The organism is Desertivirga arenae (genome assembly GCF_017355785.1).
GTDB lineage: Bacteria > Bacteroidota > Bacteroidia > Sphingobacteriales > Sphingobacteriaceae > Desertivirga > Desertivirga arenae.
This window is the reverse complement of sequence record NZ_JAFEWE010000007.1, coordinates 255160-272276: the sequence shown is the minus strand read 5'-3', so window position 1 is coordinate 272276 and position 17117 is coordinate 255160. Positions and strand designations below refer to the sequence as shown.

Here is a 17117-nt window from a genome sequence, read left to right as displayed (position 1 = left end):
TCTTATTTCTCATATCTCTTTGCTAAATTAGCGGCCTATTTTACAGCCCCCGAAGATGTCGTAATTAATCAGCAACTATTAAGGGGTCAGGTTTAAGAAAAATAATGAACAAATTTTACGGAACAGGGGTAGCGCTTGTAACTCCTTTCAGATCAGACGGAGAAGTTGACTTCAGCGGTTTAGAAAGACTTATTGAACATCAGATAGATGGTGGAGTTGAATACCTGGTAGCTTTAGGAACTACAGGTGAATCAGCAACACTCGATAAGGATGAGAAGAAGGCAATCTGGGAATTTATTGCTGAAAAAGTTGCTGGACGCTTGCCCTTAATGGCAGGAATTGGCGGCAACGACACCAGAGAAATCGTAAAAGCTGTTCAAGAATTTAAGGTTCCTGGTTACGAAGCTATTCTCTCTGTTAGTCCTTATTACAATAAGCCTGTTCAAGAAGGGATCTATCAACACTATAAAGCAATAGCAGAAGCTTCCCAGCTTCCTATTCTTCTTTATAATGTTCCGGGTCGTACTGGAAGTAATCTGGCACCAGAAACTACTTTACGCCTGGCTTCTGATTTCAAAAACATCTTTGGAGTAAAAGAAGCCTCAGGTAATTTTGATCAATTTAATCAGATCCTGAAAGATAAACCTGCAGACTTTCTATTTATTTCAGGTGATGATTCTGTAACTTTACCAATGATAGCTATGGGAGGAGCGGGAATTATCTCAGTTGTTGCAAATGCCATCCCGAGACAGTTCTCCGATATGATTCGTTTATGTTTGGAAGGGAAGTTTAAAGAAGCACAGCCACTTCATTATAAATTGATCGATTTCACAAATTTAATGTTTGCAGAGGGCAATCCAGCAGGAGTTAAATCTGCACTAAAACACATCGGAATATGTTCTGATACCCTCAGACTCCCTCTGGTAAGTGTTAGTGAAGCTACTTCGCAGAAGATCAAAGCAGCTTATCAAGCATTATTGTAATTATTTGCTAAGATTAAATAAAAAGAAAAGCCCGGGCGATGATCATCCGGGCTTTTTAATTTCTTTGTTTAACAGGGTTTATTTTGCAGCTGCATTTTTAGACTCCTGAATTTCAAGACGAATAGCCTGAGCCAGGTTCTTTACATCTTGTAAACCTTTTCTTACACGTGTACCAGCAGCATTGTTTCCTTTGTTATAGAACTTGTCTGCATCGGCCTCCAAACCTACGATCAGGTCTTTTAGCTCCGTAAATCTTTCGTAATTTGCCATTGTAGTGCTTAGTTTAGTTTTTAATAAGTTAATAATTTTAATAAGCTAAGCGAATGTAACGGCTTTTTTCAAAAAAAAAAATATTTTCAAAATATTCATATATGCCCATAGAGGCTTTTTTTCCACAATTAGGCTTATTTTCTACAATTGCTATAATGCAGAATATTTAACTGATTTAAGTATATGAAAAATACATTTCTTTAAACCGTGGAGACCCCTAAGTTCCCAAAAACAAAAAAGGTGCAATATTGCACCTTTTTTGTTTAGAAATCAAAAGCTTTCCTTATGCAGGCATTGCTTTAGCTTCTTTGTAATACCCCTTCTGAAGCTTCTCCTGAACCTCAGAGAAAGCATCAAGAGTTCTTTGAACATCCTCCAGGGTATGAGCTGCAGTAGGAATGATACGCAGTTCCATAAGTCCTTTAGGAATAACAGGGTAAACCACGATAGAGCAGAATATACTATAATTTTCACGAAGATCCATTGTAATAGCTGTAGCTTCATGCAGCTCTCCCTTAAGGAAAACCGGGGTTACCATCGTATTGGTAACTCCAAGGTCAAATCCACGCTCACGTAAACCTGTTTGTAACGCTGTTGCGATTTGCCATAACTTCTCACGTAATTCAGGTTTTGTTCTAAGCAGTTCCAGGCGCTTACGCAAACCTACAACCATAGGCATTGGCAAAGCCTTAGCAAAAGTCTGAGAACGCATATTATAACGAAGGAAATTCACTACCTCTTCTTTAGATGCGACAAAAGCACCAATACCTGCCATTGATTTAGCAAACGTACCAAAGTAGACATCAACTCCTTCAATAACATCCTGAGCCTCATGCGTGCCAGCACCCGTTGGGCCCATTGTTCCAAATCCATGAGCATCGTCAATAAGAAGACGGAATTTGAAATCTTTCTTAAGGTCAACCAGTTCTTTTAACTTACCTTGGGCTCCTGACATTCCGAAAACACCTTCAGTAATTAAAAGAATTGCCCCGCCTGTTTGCTCTACTAATTTAGTTGCTCTCTCCAACTGCTTGCGGCAGCTGTCAATATCGTTATGCTGGTAAACAAAACGTTTCCCCATATGTAGTCGGACACCATCAATAATACAAGCGTGCGACTCTGCGTCATAAACGATAACGTCGTTACGATCAACCAGGGTATCAATAATAGACACCATTCCCTGATACCCATAGTTCAAAAGGAATGCGTCATCAAATCCTGTAAATTCAGCAAGCTCTTTTTCTAAAGCCTCGTGATGATTGGAATTACCCGACATCATCCTGGCTCCCATAGGGTAAGCCATACCAAATTCTTCCGCCCCTTTAGCATCTGCTTCCCGAACCTCCGGGTGATTTGCTAATCCAAGGTAATTGTTTAGACTCCACACTAAATGCTCTTTCCCGCGAAATTTCATATGAGGAGCAATCTCTCCCTCAAGTTTTGGAAATGAAAAATACCCATGAGACCATTTCTGATGCTGCCCGATCGGCCCCATGTGTTTCGCTATTTTATCAAATAAATCCAATGTGTTAATTTTTAAAAGTTATTATTAGGATAATAGGCGCAAAGTTAAAGTTTAATGATAGATAAACAATTAATTTACAGCTATTATAGAGGATACATAAAGCAAAAAGCCCTTATCTGTTAGATAAAGGCTTTTTATATTTTCCTGTGGATTAATCTACATTGTCGTGCAGGAAGGAATTATTAGGCCGAATTTCTCCTGTGTCATTAGAAATAGTAAATCTTGAAACTTGAGACTCTGAAGAGTGCGGAGTTTGCTGAAGTGCCATTTGCTTACGTTTGTAAGCAGGCTCATTTTCTAATTCCTGCAAACCATTTGCTGTACGCAACTTCATGCTTAAGTCTTTAAGACGAAGGATACGCTCCCTTGATTTACGCAATTGCTCTTCAATAGACTCATCCGTTTTATTATCATCAGGATTAAGAGCAACCGGTTGTGGTGCTACAGGTTGAGGTTCAGGAGTTCCATAGGTCTCAGGGGATCTTAAATCCTCAGACTTAGCACCACCGAATTGAAATTCGGATTCAACCGTCTTCACACCAAATTCAAATGGAGAAGGCTCCGCTGGCTTTGCAGCCGGCTCTTCATCATGTAGGGTATGACGGACGATCCTTGGCTCTGATGGAACAGCTGGAACACGCTCTTCAGGATTACTTTTTGGAGAGAAGAACCCACCAAACAGGTCAGATTGCATATCCTCCTCTGCTTTAGCCTCTACAATTTGTTGTTCAATTTTTGGCTCTACCTGAATAAACGAATTCACTGCGTTTACCGGCTTAACCATAGGAGCATTTTCAGGCGTTAGCAAAGAAACCTTCTTTTGCTGGCTCTTTTCTACTTCACGTTCTTCCTTAGTTTGGAAACCAGTAGCGATAATAGTCACCAGGATCTTCTCACCCAACGATTCATCAACGCAGTTACCCCAGATAAGATCTGCAGCTAAGCCTGCTTCATCCTGGATATAGTCAGTAATAACACTTACTTCATCCATAGAAACCTCTCTTGACCCTGAACTGATATTTAAAAGGATGTAACGAGCACCCTGTATTTCACTATCTTTCAATAATGGAGAAGCCAAGGCACCTTCCACTGCTCGGTGAGCCCGGTTTTCACCTTCAGCTGCATAGCTACCCATAATAGCCACACCACTGTTGCTCATCACAGTACGTACGTCTTTGAAATCGACGTTGATATAACCGGGTATAGTAATGATCTCGGCAATACCTTTGGCTGCGGTTGTTAAAATATTATCCGCCTGAGCAAAAGCTGCACTTAAAGTAAGGTTTCCGAAAATCTCACGTAAGCGATCATTCGAGATGACCAGGTATGAGTCGACATATTTCTTTAACTCGTCAAGTCCCTCCTCTGCCTGCATCTTACGTCGTTTACCCTCAAAAGAGAATGGAGTAGTAATAATTGCTACTGTAAGGATATCCATTTCTTTTGCGGCCTTTGCAATGATGGGACTTGCGCCAGTACCGGTTCCACCACCCATTCCTGCCGTAATAAATAGCATCTTGGTATTGGCGCCGATCATGCGTTTAATATCTTCTATATTTTCGATAGCAGAGTTCTTTCCCACTTCAGGTATTGATCCAGCTCCCATTCCTTCAGTGAGGCTCGCACCTAACTGTACTTTATTTGGAATAGGACTTAACTCCAACGCCTGCGCATCAGTATTGCAGATAATGAAGTCAACACCTGTAATTCCCTGTCTAAACATATGGTTGACAGCATTGCCACCGCCACCACCTACACCAACTACTTTGATAATTGATGATTTTTCTTTTAGCATTTCAAACTGCATATCGTTAATTCTCAGCTTAGTAGATTTCCGTTTCTTTTACCTATACCTAGTCGTAATATTAATATTTTTTACACAAACGTTTTCCACAACTGTTAGCAATGTGGAAAACTTAGCTAATGTGGAAAATTATTTAATATAGTCTTCGTCTTTAATATCGTCTTTAATAAATTTTGCTCCTGTTTGAAGAAGCTTATCAAATAATCCGAAAGATTTTTTCGGTTTCTCTGCTTGCGGTTTTTCCACAAATACACCTGGTTGCTTAATCATCTCCACCATTTCCTCTGCTTTCTGAATTCCCTTAATTAATAAACCTATACCCGTTGCAAAAGTCGGGCTCTTTAAATCATCGTATATATTCTTTGGTAACACCTCGTTCTTAGCCAGGTGCTCGTTTGGATAACCTACACGGCAATCTAAACCTGTTACATATTCCACCAATTGAGGAAGATGTTTCAACTGAGCGCCACCCCCCGTAATCACAATACCAGCAATCAGTCTCTTTTCATATCCGGAAGCCTTGATCTCATAGTAAACATGCTCCAAAATCTCTTCCATTCTTGCCTGAATAACATAAGCAAGGTTTTTAACTGAAATTTCCTTTGGCTCGCGACCTCTCAGCCCAGGAACACAAATGATTTCATTCTCTTTATTTTCATCTGCTAATGCAGATCCAAAACGTGTCTTTAACAGCTCCGCCTGATTGCGCATAACTGCACAACCCTCCCTGATATCTTCAGTGATACTGTTACCCCCGAAAGGTATTACAGCTGTGTGACGGATAATACCCTCATGGAAAATAGCAATGTCGGTAGTACCGCCACCAATATCCACTAAAACCACCCCAGCCTCTTTTTCTTCTTCGGATAAAACCGACTCAGATGAAGCAAGAGGCTCAAGGATCAGCTCCTGTGTTTCAAGTCCGGCATTAGTAACACATTTCAAGATATTTTTAACAGCACTCACATGTCCTGAAATGATATGGAAATTAGCCTCTAAACGCACACCAGCCATCCCGATAGGATCTTTAATTCCAGGCTCGTTATCAACAGTGAATTCTTGAGGCAGCACATGGATGATCTCCTCACCCGGAGGCATCACCAGCTTATACATATCTTCGATAAGCTTTTCGATATCCTTCCGCTGAATCTCATTATTAAGATCCTTACGCGTCAAAATGCCCCTATGTTGAAGGCTTTTTATATGTTGACCGGCAATACCCACATTAACGATCTTAACATCCACATTTGATTGTGAACTTGCCTCGTCAACTGCCTGAAGTATTCCCTGAACAGTTTTTTGAATGTTTGATACCACACCGCGTGTTACCCCTGCAGATTCTGCCCTCCCAATGCCCAGTATCTCTATTTTTCCATGCGTGCTCCTACGGCCAACAATTACACAGATTTTTGTTGTACCGATGTCCAGTCCTACGACTATAGGAGAGCTTTTCGATGATGTAGAAGTACCTTTTTCCATAAATTTAATGCGTTGCTGTTATTAAAGTATCCTGAATTGTTTTTATCGTGTCAGTTGTGGCATTTGCAACAACCGGAGATTTCGTTATTACCGCAGTACTGTCTGTGATCCTTTTCACACATACAATCTGGTTGGCATATTTAATATTTATTGTCTTATAAGCATCCCAGCCAACATTGGGCAATGCCCTTTTATAAAATACAAGGAGATTCCTAAACTTGGTTTCTAAAGAATCTGCTTCACCAAGTACTATCCTGTGATCGCCAACACGGGGTATCATTTCTATCTCGCGTTTCTCGTTCACATATAATTGCTCTATCTGGTCATTCCAAAGCGTATCTTTCCTTATGAATAGGGAGGCATTATAAAGGCCTTTAGCAATATCCGTTTTTAAAGTATCCACTTTACCGGAGAAGTGTTCTACAATAAACCCATTCGCAACTACTACGTTGGGAGTAAAACTGCTTGAAAGGGGAAGTTTGAAACCTTCTTTATCAACATAAAAGTCTTGCCCTGCGATGTTTATAATACGAAGTACAGGTTCCCGCTGGTCAATGGCAACATTGATCACCCCATCCATTTCTGCATATACTTTCGCTGTCTGGATATATGGGTTTGCTATTAATGCCTCTTCAATTTTATGAATATCTATTTCATTCAATGGCTTGCCTATGATCTTTCCCGTTACTCGCTCAATGATCAGATCAACTTCCTGCCTGTCGATAAAGCTCTCAATACCGGGAATAATCACCTTTATGTCCTTACAGACAGCCTCGTTCTTCTTAACTTCAATAAAACTCATAAGCACAACTACTCCAGCCAGGCTTAACACCCAGGTGAATGCAATAAATACCGCTTTCCAGTTTATTCGTTTAAGCATTTTCTAAAATCTCCTTAAAAGGCAATACCAACGTGTCTATATCTCCAGCTCCCACTGTTAAAAGAAGCTCTGGCTGCAATTTTGCAATAATCGCTTCGGCACTTTCTTTAGATGAAATCTGTTTATTTTCTAATTTCATCTTGTTATAAATGATCTCAGACGTAACTCCCGGAATAGGAAGTTCCCGTGCTGGATATATATCCAGAAGCACCAGTTCGTCAGCCATATCTAAAACTTCAGCAAATCCATCTACAAAGTCCCTTGTACGAGAATAGAGATGGGGCTGAAACACTACGGTTAACTTTCTACCCGGGTAAAGTTGTTTAACCGCAGAAAGACATGCTCTCAGCTCCTCAGGATGATGAGCATAATCATCGATAAAGACCTTCTCATCTGTTCTAATCACATATTCGAAACGTCTTTTAACACCTCTGAAATCCTTCAGCGCCGCTTTAATCTTTTCTGCTTCAATATTTAGTAATAAAGACGCCTGGATTGCTGCCGTTGCATTTTCTACGTTGTGCAAACCAGGTAAACCCAATTCAATATCATTGATCTCAAGATCCTGGCCTTTGAAATCGAAGAAGAAAGTCCCTGCTTCTATCCGCACATTCGTTGCACAAACTTCTGCGACTTCTTTCGCGGAGTAATTGGTTCCTCCTTCAAGTGGTAATCCGCTCTTACGGATAAGCTTGCCACCCTCCTTTAATTGTGATGCGAAAAGCCTGAACGATTCTTTTACATGAGAATCATCACCATAGATATCCAAATGATCAGCATCCATAGAGGTGATAATAGCAATATCAGGATGAAGACGAAGGAACGACCTGTCATACTCATCAGCTTCGACAACCACTACATCATTATCCCCAAAAAGAACATTTGTATCGTAATTAGAAGAAATTCCTCCAAGAAAGGCTGTGCAATCAAAACCAGAATGCTTAAGGATATGAGCAACCAGCGTGGAAGTTGTTGTTTTTCCGTGAGTTCCTGCAACTGCGATGGTAAACATTCCTTTGCTGATAATCCCAAGTACTTCGGAGCGCTTCTTCAGATCAAAGTTGTTCTCCTGAAAATAGTTAAGGATAGCAGAATCTTTAGGAATTGCCGGAGTATAAATAACAAGCAAATTATCCGAAGCTGCCTTGAAATTAGCCGGGATCTGATCTACACCATCTACGTATGTAATTACCATTCCCTCCTCTGCAAGACTATCGGTCAAGGTTGTTTGTGTACGGTCGTAACCAATAACTTCGCATCCCCTTTTATGGAAGTAACGAGCAAGGCCACTCATACCGATTCCACCGATACCAACCAGATAAACTTGTTCTATATTGTCTAATTCCATTTGTTTTAAAGCTGAAAGCTAAGAGCTAAAAACTCAAAGCTTTACTAATCTTATATTTCTTTAAATAGGTTTTAAAAGAGGCTTTAACCTTTTACCTATACCCTTCAAAAGCTATCTTCAAAACTTCTCTTGCAATTACTTCATCTGCATCCGGCAGAGCTAACTTGCTAATGTTATTACTCAACTCTGTGCACTTTGCAGAATCATTGATCAACTCTATCGCCTTTTCAACAAGCTCCTCTTCAGCAACAACATCCTTTACCAAAACTGCAGCATTGACATTAACCAGAGCCATTGCATTCTTAGTTTGATGGTCTTCAGCAACGTTCGGCGAAGGAACAAGAATCACAGGTTTCTTTACCACATACAATTCAGCTATTGTTCCTGCTCCTGCCCTGGAAATAATTAAGTCTGCGGCAGCGTAAGCATAGTCCATTCGATTCAAAAACTCCAGAACAACTATGTTCTTGTCAGGTCGTTCTCCTACCTGATTAATGATTGATGAATAGTAATATTTACCTGTTTGCCAGATAAGCTGTATATTCTGATCAATCAGCTTTTGAAGACCAGCTACCATGCTTTTGTTTAACGTTCCGGCACCAAGACTTCCTCCGGTAACCAGGATTGTCTTTTTACCAGCAGAAAGCCCAAAAGATGCTAAAGCCTCTTCCCGCTTTCCTTCTATTTCCACGGATTGCTTTCTTATAGGATTTCCGGTTAACATCAGGCTGGTTGAGGGAAAAAATTTATCCATCCCATCAAAGGCAACGCACACCTTCTTTGCCTTTGTACCTAATTTCTTATTTGTGATGCCAGCGTAGGAGTTTTGTTCCTGTATTAAATAGGGAATTCCCATCTGCCCAGCAGCGTATAATAAGGGACCAGAAGCATAACCACCAACTCCAACTGCGACATTTGGTTTAAACTCTTTTATAATAGACCGGGCTTTCAACAAACTTTTTAACATCTTAATTGGAAGCATGATGTTCTTCCATAAAGCTTTCCGCTGGAATCCCTGAATATCGAGGCCAATAATAGTGTAACCAGCCGCAGGTACCTTTTCCATTTCCATTCTCCCGTTTGCACCAACGAAAAGAATTTCAATAGCAGGATCAATACGCTTCAATGCATTTGCAATTGCAACTGCAGGGAAGATATGTCCTCCGGTTCCACCTCCGCTAATGATTACTTTTGTCATATTTTAAAAATGATAGAATGAGTGAATGAAAGAATGAATGATTCCATAACTAATTCTATTATTCAATCCTTCTATCCTTCATTCATTTATATCTCTCCAACTATTATTTTATTGTCTCTCTTATTCTTTGTCTTTTCTTCTGTTGTATCAGCAATGCCACCAGTTTTCTTCTTTTCCTCGACATCTCGACTTACACTTAAGATAATTCCGAAAGCAACGCTTGTGAATAAAATAGAAGTACCTCCCATACTTACCAAAGGCAAAGGAACCCCCGTTACAGGTCCCAACCCCACAGCTACTGCCATATTTGCAAAGGCTTGTATGGTCAGACTAAAGCTAAGTCCTGCCGCCAGTAAGGCACCAAAGGCCTTAGGACTAGCAGTCACTATCAAAATACATCGATAAAGAAATACAAGATATATTACAATTAAGCCAACTCCTCCTACCAGTCCGTATTCTTCAATAATTAAAGCAAATACAAAATCCGAATAGGGGTGTGGAAGGAAATTGCGCTGTGTACTATTACCTGGACCTTTACCAAAAATCCCTCCCGTTGCTATTGCTATTTTTGATTGATTTCCCTGAAATGCCTTATCCTTATCGGCCAGCTCAGGATGCAGATAAGTGTTAATACGAGATTTATACGTCTCTCTTCTGGGCCCCAGAAAGATAACACCCATCAATAAAATAAGACCGCCTAAGCATACGATCAGGATCTGTTTGATGCTAATACGCCCGATGATCAACAATAATATGCTCACACCGAAAAGCATCATTGCCGTAGACAAGTTAGCCAGGGCAATCAGGATAAACACTAAACAAACCGAGCCCATGATTGGAAGAAAAGCGTCCTTAACATCCTTAATGTTTTCCTGCTTCCGAGTCAGCATCCTTGCTAAAAACGTTATCAGCGCCAGTTTCGCCATATCCGACGTCTGAAAGGTCTGATTAATAACAGGGATGGTCACCCAGCGACTTGCCTGATTTACAGAAGCTCCAAAAACCAGGGTATATAGCAGCAATGGAATCGTGATGATCATCAAAATCTTAGAAATTCCAGCATAATACCGGTAATCCAGAAGATGCGAGAAATACATCAGGGCCACCCCTCCTACAATAAATATCAAATGCTTCATCAGGAAAGCTTCTGTTCCTACACCTTTTTTATAAGCAAGCGTTCCCGTAGCACTATACACAGCCAGAAGCGACCAGATTGAGAGTACAATCACAATCAGCCAGATCCAGCGATCTCCTTTCGTCTTATTTAAAATTGCGTTGAACATTGTTTCCAGGTTTGCCTTAACTATCCTGCTACTTCTAACTTTTGACTATTTACTGAATATGAGAACCCTTCAAGGGCTAGCTGACAATTAATACTACAGCTCCCTTACTGCATCCTTGAACTGGTTGCCGCGATCCTCATAGTTTCTGAACAGATCGAAGCTTGCACATGCCGGAGAAAGTAATACTGTATCTCCCTTCTTTGCGAGATGATACGCTATTTGCACAGCTTCTTCTGCTGAAAATGTATTAACGATCACTTCTACCTCATCCTCGAAGGCATCATGAATTCGTTTATTGTCTTTACCCAAACAAACAATTGCCTTTACCTTAGTCTTTACCAGGTCTAAAAGCATAGAGTAATCATTGCCTTTGTCTACACCGCCAAGGATCAAAACGACGTCTGTATTCATACTTTCCAAAGCATACCACGTTGAATTAACATTAGTTGCTTTCGAATCGTTAATGAAATCGATACCCGCAATCCTTGCAACATGCTCCAATCGATGCTCAATATTTTGGAAATTACCCATGCTTTCGCGGATGCTTTCGTTACGCAGTTCAAGTGCTTTGGCAAGGATTCCTGAAGCCATAGAATTGTAGATGTTGTGTTTCCCTTGCAAAGCAAGATCGTTAATTGACATGTTGAATGTTTGTTGGTTTCCCAGGTTTATATAAATACTTCCGTTTGCTAAATAGGCGCCTATGGGCAATTCCCTCTTTATAGAAAAGGGAAAGGCTTTTGCATTAACTGAATGTCGCCCAAGGCCTTTAAAGGTTTCCTCATCGTCTTCACAGTATATAAAAATGTCGTTCTCTGTCTGGTTCTGCAGAATCCTGAACTTAGAGTCTGCATAATTATCCATCTTATAATCGTATCGATCTAAATGGTCAGGAGTGATATTGAGCAAAACAGCTATATCTGCTTTAAACTCATACATATCATCCAACATAAAACTACTGATCTCCAGAACATAATAATCAAAGTTTTTTGTTGCCACCTGACGGGCAAAGCTCTTTCCGATATTACCGGCAAGACCAACGTTTAAACCCGCATTCTTAAGAATATGATAAGAAAGCATGGTAGTGGTTGATTTTCCGTTTGAACCCGTAATGCAGATCATTTTTGCATTAGTATACCTTCCTGCAAATTCTATCTCAGAAATTACAGGAATACCTTTCTCCCTCAGCTTTTTTATTAAAGGTGCCTTTTCAGGAATACCAGGACTCTTGATTACCTCAATTGCCGATAATACTTTATCCTCTGTATGTTGTTTCTCTTCGTAGGGGATTCCGTAAGACTCTAACTCTGCTTTATAAGATTCGCCTATTTCCCCCAGATCTGAAACAAATACCTCAAAACCTTCCTTTCGTGCTAATACAGCAGCCCCTGTCCCACTCTCTCCGGCTCCAAGGATGACAATAAGTCCTTTCGCGTCCGCAGAAGGAAGCTCGTTTGTCAGCATTACTATATTTCCCATTTCTGCCATTAGCGTAGTTTAAGGGTTACAATAGTTAATACTGCCAGAATAATCCCTATGATCCAAAACCGGGTTACGATCTTCGCTTCGTGATAGCCCTTTTTCTGATAATGGTGGTGTAGCGGAGACATCAGGAAAATCCTGCGTCCCTCTCCGAATTTCTTTTTGGTGTATTTGAAATAGGATACCTGCATGATCACCGACATATTCTCAACCAGAAAAATTCCACAGAGAATTGGGATAAGCATCTCCTTCCTGATCATGATCGCAAAAGCTGCAATAATTCCACCGATTGCCAAACTTCCTGTATCTCCCATAAAAACCTGGGCAGGAAAGGAATTATACCATAGAAACCCTACACAAGCCCCAACAAAGGCACCGGCAAAAATCACAAGCTCCCCTGAGTTTGGTATGTAAATAATATTGAGATATTCTGATATAATCGTATTACCAGACACATAAGCTAAAATGCCGAGTGTGGCTCCTATGACAGCAGACGTTCCTGTTGCCAAACCATCAATCCCATCTGTAATATTTGCACCATTTGAGACAGCTGTAATAATCAGGATCACAAAAAACAAGAAAACAACCAGAGCGTACTTTTCGTACCCCTTTCCCAGGAACTTAAGAACTTTCGAATAATCAAATTCATTGTTCTTGTAGAAAGGAATATTAGTTTTTGTTGATTTGAGGTTCTGCGTGAAATAATACTCATTTCCACGTTGATGTACTTCCAAAGGAGCAGTATTCGTGGTGGGCAAAGTTACCGACTGCCTTACAACAATGTCAGGATGAAAATACATTGTCCATCCAATGATTAAAGCCAGGCCAACCTGTCCCATAATCTTAAATCGGCCAGCTAGTCCCTCTTTATCCTTTTTGAATACCTTAATATAATCGTCAATAAACCCAATGGTCCCCATCCAAACAGTGGTCACTATCATCAGGATAACATAAATATTTTCAAGCTTGGCAAATAGCAGTGTGGGGATCAAAATACCTAGAAGAATAATAATACCACCCATGGTAGGTGTACCCTGCTTCTGCATCTGCCCTTCCAAACCAAGGTTACGAACAGTTTCACCCACCTGCTTCGCCCTTAAAATCTTAATCAGCCTATTACCATAAATGGTTGTGAATAACAGAGACACGATAATAGACATAGCTGTACGGAAGGAGATGTAATAAAACACTCCGGCTCCAGGCACGTCATATTCTCTGTCTAACCAGGTGAATAAGTAATACAGCATTAGCTTAATAAGTTAAATTGTTCTGTTAAAATCGCTTTATCGTCAAAAGGATACTTTACCCCTTTAATTTCCTGATATTTCTCATGTCCTTTACCCGCTAATAGAATAATATCCCCTGCTTTAGCCAAATGGCAAGCGGTACGGATTGCTTCCCTGCGGTCTGCTATAGTCAAAACCTTCTTTCTGTTGGTCAGGGTAAGTCCTGCTTCCATTTCTTCCAGAATTGCTTCTGGCTCCTCAGAACGTGGATTGTCAGATGTTAGGATAACCTTATCGCTCCATTCCGATGCTACCTGAGCCATCACCGGTCGTTTTGTTCTATCCCGGTCTCCGCCACAACCTATAATAGTAATTACCTGTTCGGTTCCCTTACGGATGTTTTGAATGGTACTAAGTACGTTCTGCACAGCATCCGGAGTATGCGCATAATCTATAATTCCTATTACTCCATCTGGAGAAGTTATGTAGTCAAATCTTCCTTCAGCTCCCGACAAACGACTTAATATGGTAAGGACTTTTGTACCGTCCTGCTCAAGAAGCATAGCAGTTCCGTAAACTGCTAACAGGTTATAGGCATTAAAGCTTCCCACCAGCCTAAACCAAACTTCCTGGTGATTAACCTCCAGAAGCAATCCCGAGAACTGATTTTCGATGATCTTTCCTTTAAAGTCGGCCAGCCCCTTTAATCCGTAGGTCTTTTCGTGAGCCTTCGTATTCTGGAGCATTACTTTACCATTTTTGTCATCAGCATTTGTAAGTGCGAAGGCTGTCTTTGGCAAGCCATCAAAAAATGCCTTTTTAGCCTTTATATAAGCGTCAAAAGTTTTATGAAAATCCAGGTGATCGTGGGTAATATTGGTGAAAACACCTCCGGTAAAACTGAGTCCCTCGATACGATGCTGTGCAACTGCATGAGAGCTAACCTCCATGAAGCAATAATCACAACCGGTAGCAACCATCTCGGCCAAAAGCTTATTTAGTGCAATTGGATCTGGTGTAGTATGAGTAGAAGGAACTACTGCAGTGTGAATATGATTCTGAACAGTAGATATCAGTCCCGTCTTATAGCCTAGTTCTTCAAATAACTTGTAAAGAAGTGTGGCAACTGTAGTCTTTCCATTTGTCCCTGTTACCCCTACAAGTCTCAGATCAGTAGAAGGGTTATCGTAAAAGTTTGCTGCAATTTTTCCTAAAGCCACTGCAGAGTTTTCTACTCTGATGAAAATTATATCACTCTTGGCGTTGGCAGGAATTTCTTCACAAACTATAATTGAAGTACCCAAGACAACTGCTTTGTCAATATAATGGTGACCATCAGTTACGGTACCTCGAACAGCAACAAATAATGAACCTGCTACTGCCTGCCTTGAATCGAAGCAAACAGAATCCACACCGGTGCTACCCGAGCCTTTTTGCTCAAGTACCTTAACGCCTTCCAGTAGTTCTCTTAATTCTTTCATTATTGTAGTTCAATCATTACAGGATATCCTGCAACAGTACGTACACCTGGCACAATGGATTGTTTAACAACTTTACCACTTCCCTTTACCACAGCCCTAAGCCCGGAACTGGTTAGTAGGAACATAGCATCCTTCAGACCCATCCCTGTTACATCAGGAACCACTCTTGGTCTAACTTTCACTTCTTTTAAATCGACACTATTATTAGTATCGATCTCAGTAGCAATATCATTATTAGCAGCCAGGTACGATTTTACACCTAAGGCCCTATAGACTTTTTTAACAGCAACATTACTCCCGGCTTTCGTTGGCGGTGGCGTAGTGTTCCCCACATACTTAACTTTATTCACCGGATTATACATCTCTACATCCTGAGAATAAATTTTATCAGCAACTTCCCGAAAAACAGGTCCACTTACCAAAGCTCCATAATAGGCTCCCTGAGGATTCGTAATAACAACAATCATAGCGTACTTTGGCTTGTCGGCCGGGAAATACCCGCAAAAGGAAGCTTGATAAGAGCGCTTACCTCGATAACCTCTCGCACCGTCTGCAATTTGAGCTGTACCTGTTTTACCAGCAGCCTTGTATAATGCGCTTTTAACTGTTGTCTTTCCTGAACCCTCTTCAACTACACCTTCAAGCATCCCTCTCAGTTTCGATAAAGTCTCCTCAGAACAGATCTTTTCATCAATCACCTTTATTTCAAAAACCTCAACAGGTTTACCCAATCTTTTGATCTCACGCACAAACTTTGGAGCCACCATTTTCCCATTATTTGCAATTGCATTATAGAAGGTGAGCATCTGCAAAGGAGTCATTTTAGACTCATACCCGTAAGCCATCTGCGCTAAACTTAAACCCTTATACCAAGCTTTACTTTCCGGAGTCTTAATGTAGGGAATACCCTCCCCCGGAATTTCCAAACCAGCTTTCTCGTGCAAATGCAACTCACGCAACCGATCAGTAAAGCGTTCAGGTTCATTTTTATAATGGGTGTAGATCAGCTTAGCGATAGCAGCATTTGATGATTCTTCAAAAGCCCTTTTTACCGAAACTACCTTAAGACCAAGGTGTGAGTCCTTCACAGTCTTAACCAGCTTGTTCCGGTGATTGTAAACCTTAAACAATCCCCCTCCACAATCTACCCGCGTACTCGTGTCTACTTTATGATCCTCCAGTAAGCTTAAATAGGAAGCAAGCTTAAAAGTAGACCCCGGCTCTGCACTTTGAGCAATCGCATAATTGAACTTTTCTTCATACTGCCCCTCAGTCACCTTGGTGAAATTAGCTATTGCCCTAACTTCCCCTGTGGCTACTTCCATCAACACTACACATCCATGATCCGCATCGCTCTTGATCAACTGCTTTCTCAGCGCATTCTGCGCCACGTCCTGCATATTAATATCAATAGTTGAAATTATATCTGCACCATCTTTGGGTGCGATCTCCACTTCCTTATTAACAGGCATCCAAACCCCTCCTGCAATACGTTGCATTAATTGCCTGCCACTTTCGCCATCAATATAGCTGGAGTACGCCCCTTCAAGGCCCACCGGCTGGACATTTTCATTCTTGTACCCTATTGTCCTGGCAGCGAGAGTCCTAAATGGCAAGATCCTTTTATTTTTTTGAATAGTAATAAGCCCGCCTTTATACCTCCCCAAATTAAACACCGGAAAGGTCCGTATCACATTTAACTCCTGATGCGTAACATTCCTTTTGATAAGCATATACCTGGCCTTATCCCTTCTGCCCTCGCGCAGCATTCGAGAGTAATATCTTTGGCTTTTATCTCCAAAATAGCTCGATAACTTTTCGGCCAAAGAATCCACCTTCTCGTAAAATACTTCATCCTTCTCAATTCCTGCAGCTAACATGTCCATTCTTAGTTCATATTCAGGAACAGAAGTAGCGAGAAGGCTTCCGTCTACAGAATAAATGTTCCCTCTTACAGCCTCAACATTAACATACTTTGTCGAAAGGCTATCAGCCATTGCCTTCCACTTACTCCCCTCAACAAGCTGAAGATGAAACAACTTGAACAACACAGCAAACGCGAGAAGCACGATCAACCCAAAGGCGATGTACACACGTAGCAATATGTCGGTCCTGATATTCATAAGTATTTGCTAATACAACTGATTCAAACTGAATA

The 17117-nt window shown here is 40.8% G+C and carries 13 protein-coding genes; 1 reads left to right on the top strand and 12 read right to left on the bottom strand.

The window, feature by feature from the left end; all coding sequences use genetic code 11:
* Nucleotides 1-104: 104 nt before the first annotated feature.
* Nucleotides 105-983, top strand: coding sequence for a 4-hydroxy-tetrahydrodipicolinate synthase (dapA, locus tag J4N24_RS15700; RefSeq protein ID WP_207534640.1), 879 nt, complete (start codon nucleotides 105-107; stop codon nucleotides 981-983).
* A gap of 78 nt (nucleotides 984-1061) precedes the next feature.
* On the opposite strand, the gene J4N24_RS15695 is transcribed toward dapA, so the two are convergent.
* The 12 genes from J4N24_RS15695 to J4N24_RS15640 all read right to left on the bottom strand — a co-directional run bounded on the left by J4N24_RS15695 (nucleotide 1062) and on the right by J4N24_RS15640 (nucleotide 17082).
* Complete coding sequence (locus tag J4N24_RS15695) at nucleotides 1062-1253, bottom strand: BF3379 family histone-like protein (RefSeq protein WP_207424884.1); 192 nt, start codon at nucleotides 1251-1253, stop codon at nucleotides 1062-1064.
* Between the two features lie 283 nt (nucleotides 1254-1536).
* A complete protein-coding gene (locus J4N24_RS15690; protein WP_207534639.1) occupies nucleotides 1537-2778 on the bottom strand; it encodes an aminotransferase class I/II-fold pyridoxal phosphate-dependent enzyme in 1242 nt (413 codons plus the stop codon).
* 151 nt (nucleotides 2779-2929) lie between these two features.
* Nucleotides 2930-4585: a cell division protein FtsZ gene (gene ftsZ / locus J4N24_RS15685; RefSeq protein ID WP_207534638.1), complete on the bottom strand. Its 1656-nt coding sequence runs from the start codon at nucleotides 4583-4585 to the stop codon at nucleotides 2930-2932.
* A 126-nt stretch (nucleotides 4586-4711) separates the two neighbouring features.
* Nucleotides 4712-6061, bottom strand: coding sequence for a cell division protein FtsA (gene ftsA, locus J4N24_RS15680; RefSeq protein ID WP_207534637.1), 1350 nt, complete (start codon nucleotides 6059-6061; stop codon nucleotides 4712-4714).
* A 4-nt stretch (nucleotides 6062-6065) separates the two neighbouring features.
* Nucleotides 6066-6941, bottom strand: a complete 876-nt coding sequence (locus J4N24_RS15675) for a cell division protein FtsQ/DivIB (RefSeq protein WP_207534636.1) — start codon at nucleotides 6939-6941, stop codon at nucleotides 6066-6068.
* On the bottom strand, nucleotides 6934-8289 hold the full coding sequence (gene murC / locus J4N24_RS15670; protein WP_207534635.1) for a UDP-N-acetylmuramate--L-alanine ligase: 1356 nt from the start codon (nucleotides 8287-8289) through the stop codon (nucleotides 6934-6936). The genes J4N24_RS15675 and murC overlap by 8 nt, the downstream gene beginning before the upstream one ends.
* Nucleotides 8290-8380: 91 nt before the next feature.
* Nucleotides 8381-9487 carry an undecaprenyldiphospho-muramoylpentapeptide beta-N-acetylglucosaminyltransferase gene (gene murG, locus J4N24_RS15665; protein ID WP_207534634.1) on the bottom strand — a complete coding sequence of 369 codons (1107 nt, stop codon included), beginning with the start codon at nucleotides 9485-9487 and terminating at the stop codon, nucleotides 8381-8383.
* A gap of 86 nt (nucleotides 9488-9573) precedes the next feature.
* Nucleotides 9574-10770 carry an FtsW/RodA/SpoVE family cell cycle protein gene (locus J4N24_RS15660; protein ID WP_207534633.1) on the bottom strand — a complete coding sequence of 399 codons (1197 nt, stop codon included), beginning with the start codon at nucleotides 10768-10770 and terminating at the stop codon, nucleotides 9574-9576.
* 93 nt (nucleotides 10771-10863) lie between these two features.
* Entirely contained in the window at nucleotides 10864-12249 is a 1386-nt protein-coding gene (murD, locus tag J4N24_RS15655) for a UDP-N-acetylmuramoyl-L-alanine--D-glutamate ligase (protein ID WP_242691657.1), read from the bottom strand.
* An 8-nt stretch (nucleotides 12250-12257) separates the two neighbouring features.
* Complete coding sequence (gene mraY, locus J4N24_RS15650; RefSeq protein ID WP_207534632.1) at nucleotides 12258-13499, bottom strand: phospho-N-acetylmuramoyl-pentapeptide-transferase; 1242 nt, start codon at nucleotides 13497-13499, stop codon at nucleotides 12258-12260.
* A complete protein-coding gene (locus J4N24_RS15645; RefSeq protein ID WP_207534631.1) occupies nucleotides 13499-14959 on the bottom strand; it encodes a UDP-N-acetylmuramoyl-L-alanyl-D-glutamate--2,6-diaminopimelate ligase in 1461 nt (486 codons plus the stop codon). The genes mraY and J4N24_RS15645 overlap by 1 nt, the downstream gene beginning before the upstream one ends.
* On the bottom strand, nucleotides 14959-17082 hold the full coding sequence (locus J4N24_RS15640) for a PASTA domain-containing penicillin-binding protein (RefSeq protein ID WP_207534630.1): 2124 nt from the start codon (nucleotides 17080-17082) through the stop codon (nucleotides 14959-14961). Before J4N24_RS15640 ends, J4N24_RS15645 begins: the two co-directional genes overlap by 1 nt.
* Nucleotides 17083-17117: the final 35 nt, after the last annotated feature.

Bases quoted from the DNA above. Each gene is read 5' to 3' on its own strand.
- dapA (WP_207534640.1), top strand. From the start codon at position 105: ATGAACAAATTTTACGGAACAGGGGTAGCGCTTGTAACTCCTTTCAGA.
- J4N24_RS15695 (WP_207424884.1), bottom strand. From the start codon at position 1,253: ATGGCAAATTACGAAAGATTTACGGAGCTAAAAGACCTGATCGTAGGT.
- ftsZ (WP_207534638.1), bottom strand. From the start codon at position 4,585: ATGCAGTTTGAAATGCTAAAAGAAAAATCATCAATTATCAAAGTAGTT.
- ftsA (WP_207534637.1), bottom strand. From the start codon at position 6,061: ATGGAAAAAGGTACTTCTACATCATCGAAAAGCTCTCCTATAGTCGTA.
- J4N24_RS15675 (WP_207534636.1), bottom strand. From the start codon at position 6,941: ATGCTTAAACGAATAAACTGGAAAGCGGTATTTATTGCATTCACCTGG.
- murC (WP_207534635.1), bottom strand. From the start codon at position 8,289: ATGGAATTAGACAATATAGAACAAGTTTATCTGGTTGGTATCGGTGGA.
- murG (WP_207534634.1), bottom strand. From the start codon at position 9,487: ATGACAAAAGTAATCATTAGCGGAGGTGGAACCGGAGGACATATCTTC.
- J4N24_RS15660 (WP_207534633.1), bottom strand. From the start codon at position 10,770: ATGTTCAACGCAATTTTAAATAAGACGAAAGGAGATCGCTGGATCTGG.
- murD (WP_242691657.1), bottom strand. From the start codon at position 12,249: ATGGGAAATATAGTAATGCTGACAAACGAGCTTCCTTCTGCGGACGCG.
- mraY (WP_207534632.1), bottom strand. From the start codon at position 13,499: ATGCTGTATTACTTATTCACCTGGTTAGACAGAGAATATGACGTGCCT.
- J4N24_RS15645 (WP_207534631.1), bottom strand. From the start codon at position 14,959: ATGAAAGAATTAAGAGAACTACTGGAAGGCGTTAAGGTACTTGAGCAA.
- J4N24_RS15640 (WP_207534630.1), bottom strand. From the start codon at position 17,082: ATGAATATCAGGACCGACATATTGCTACGTGTGTACATCGCCTTTGGG.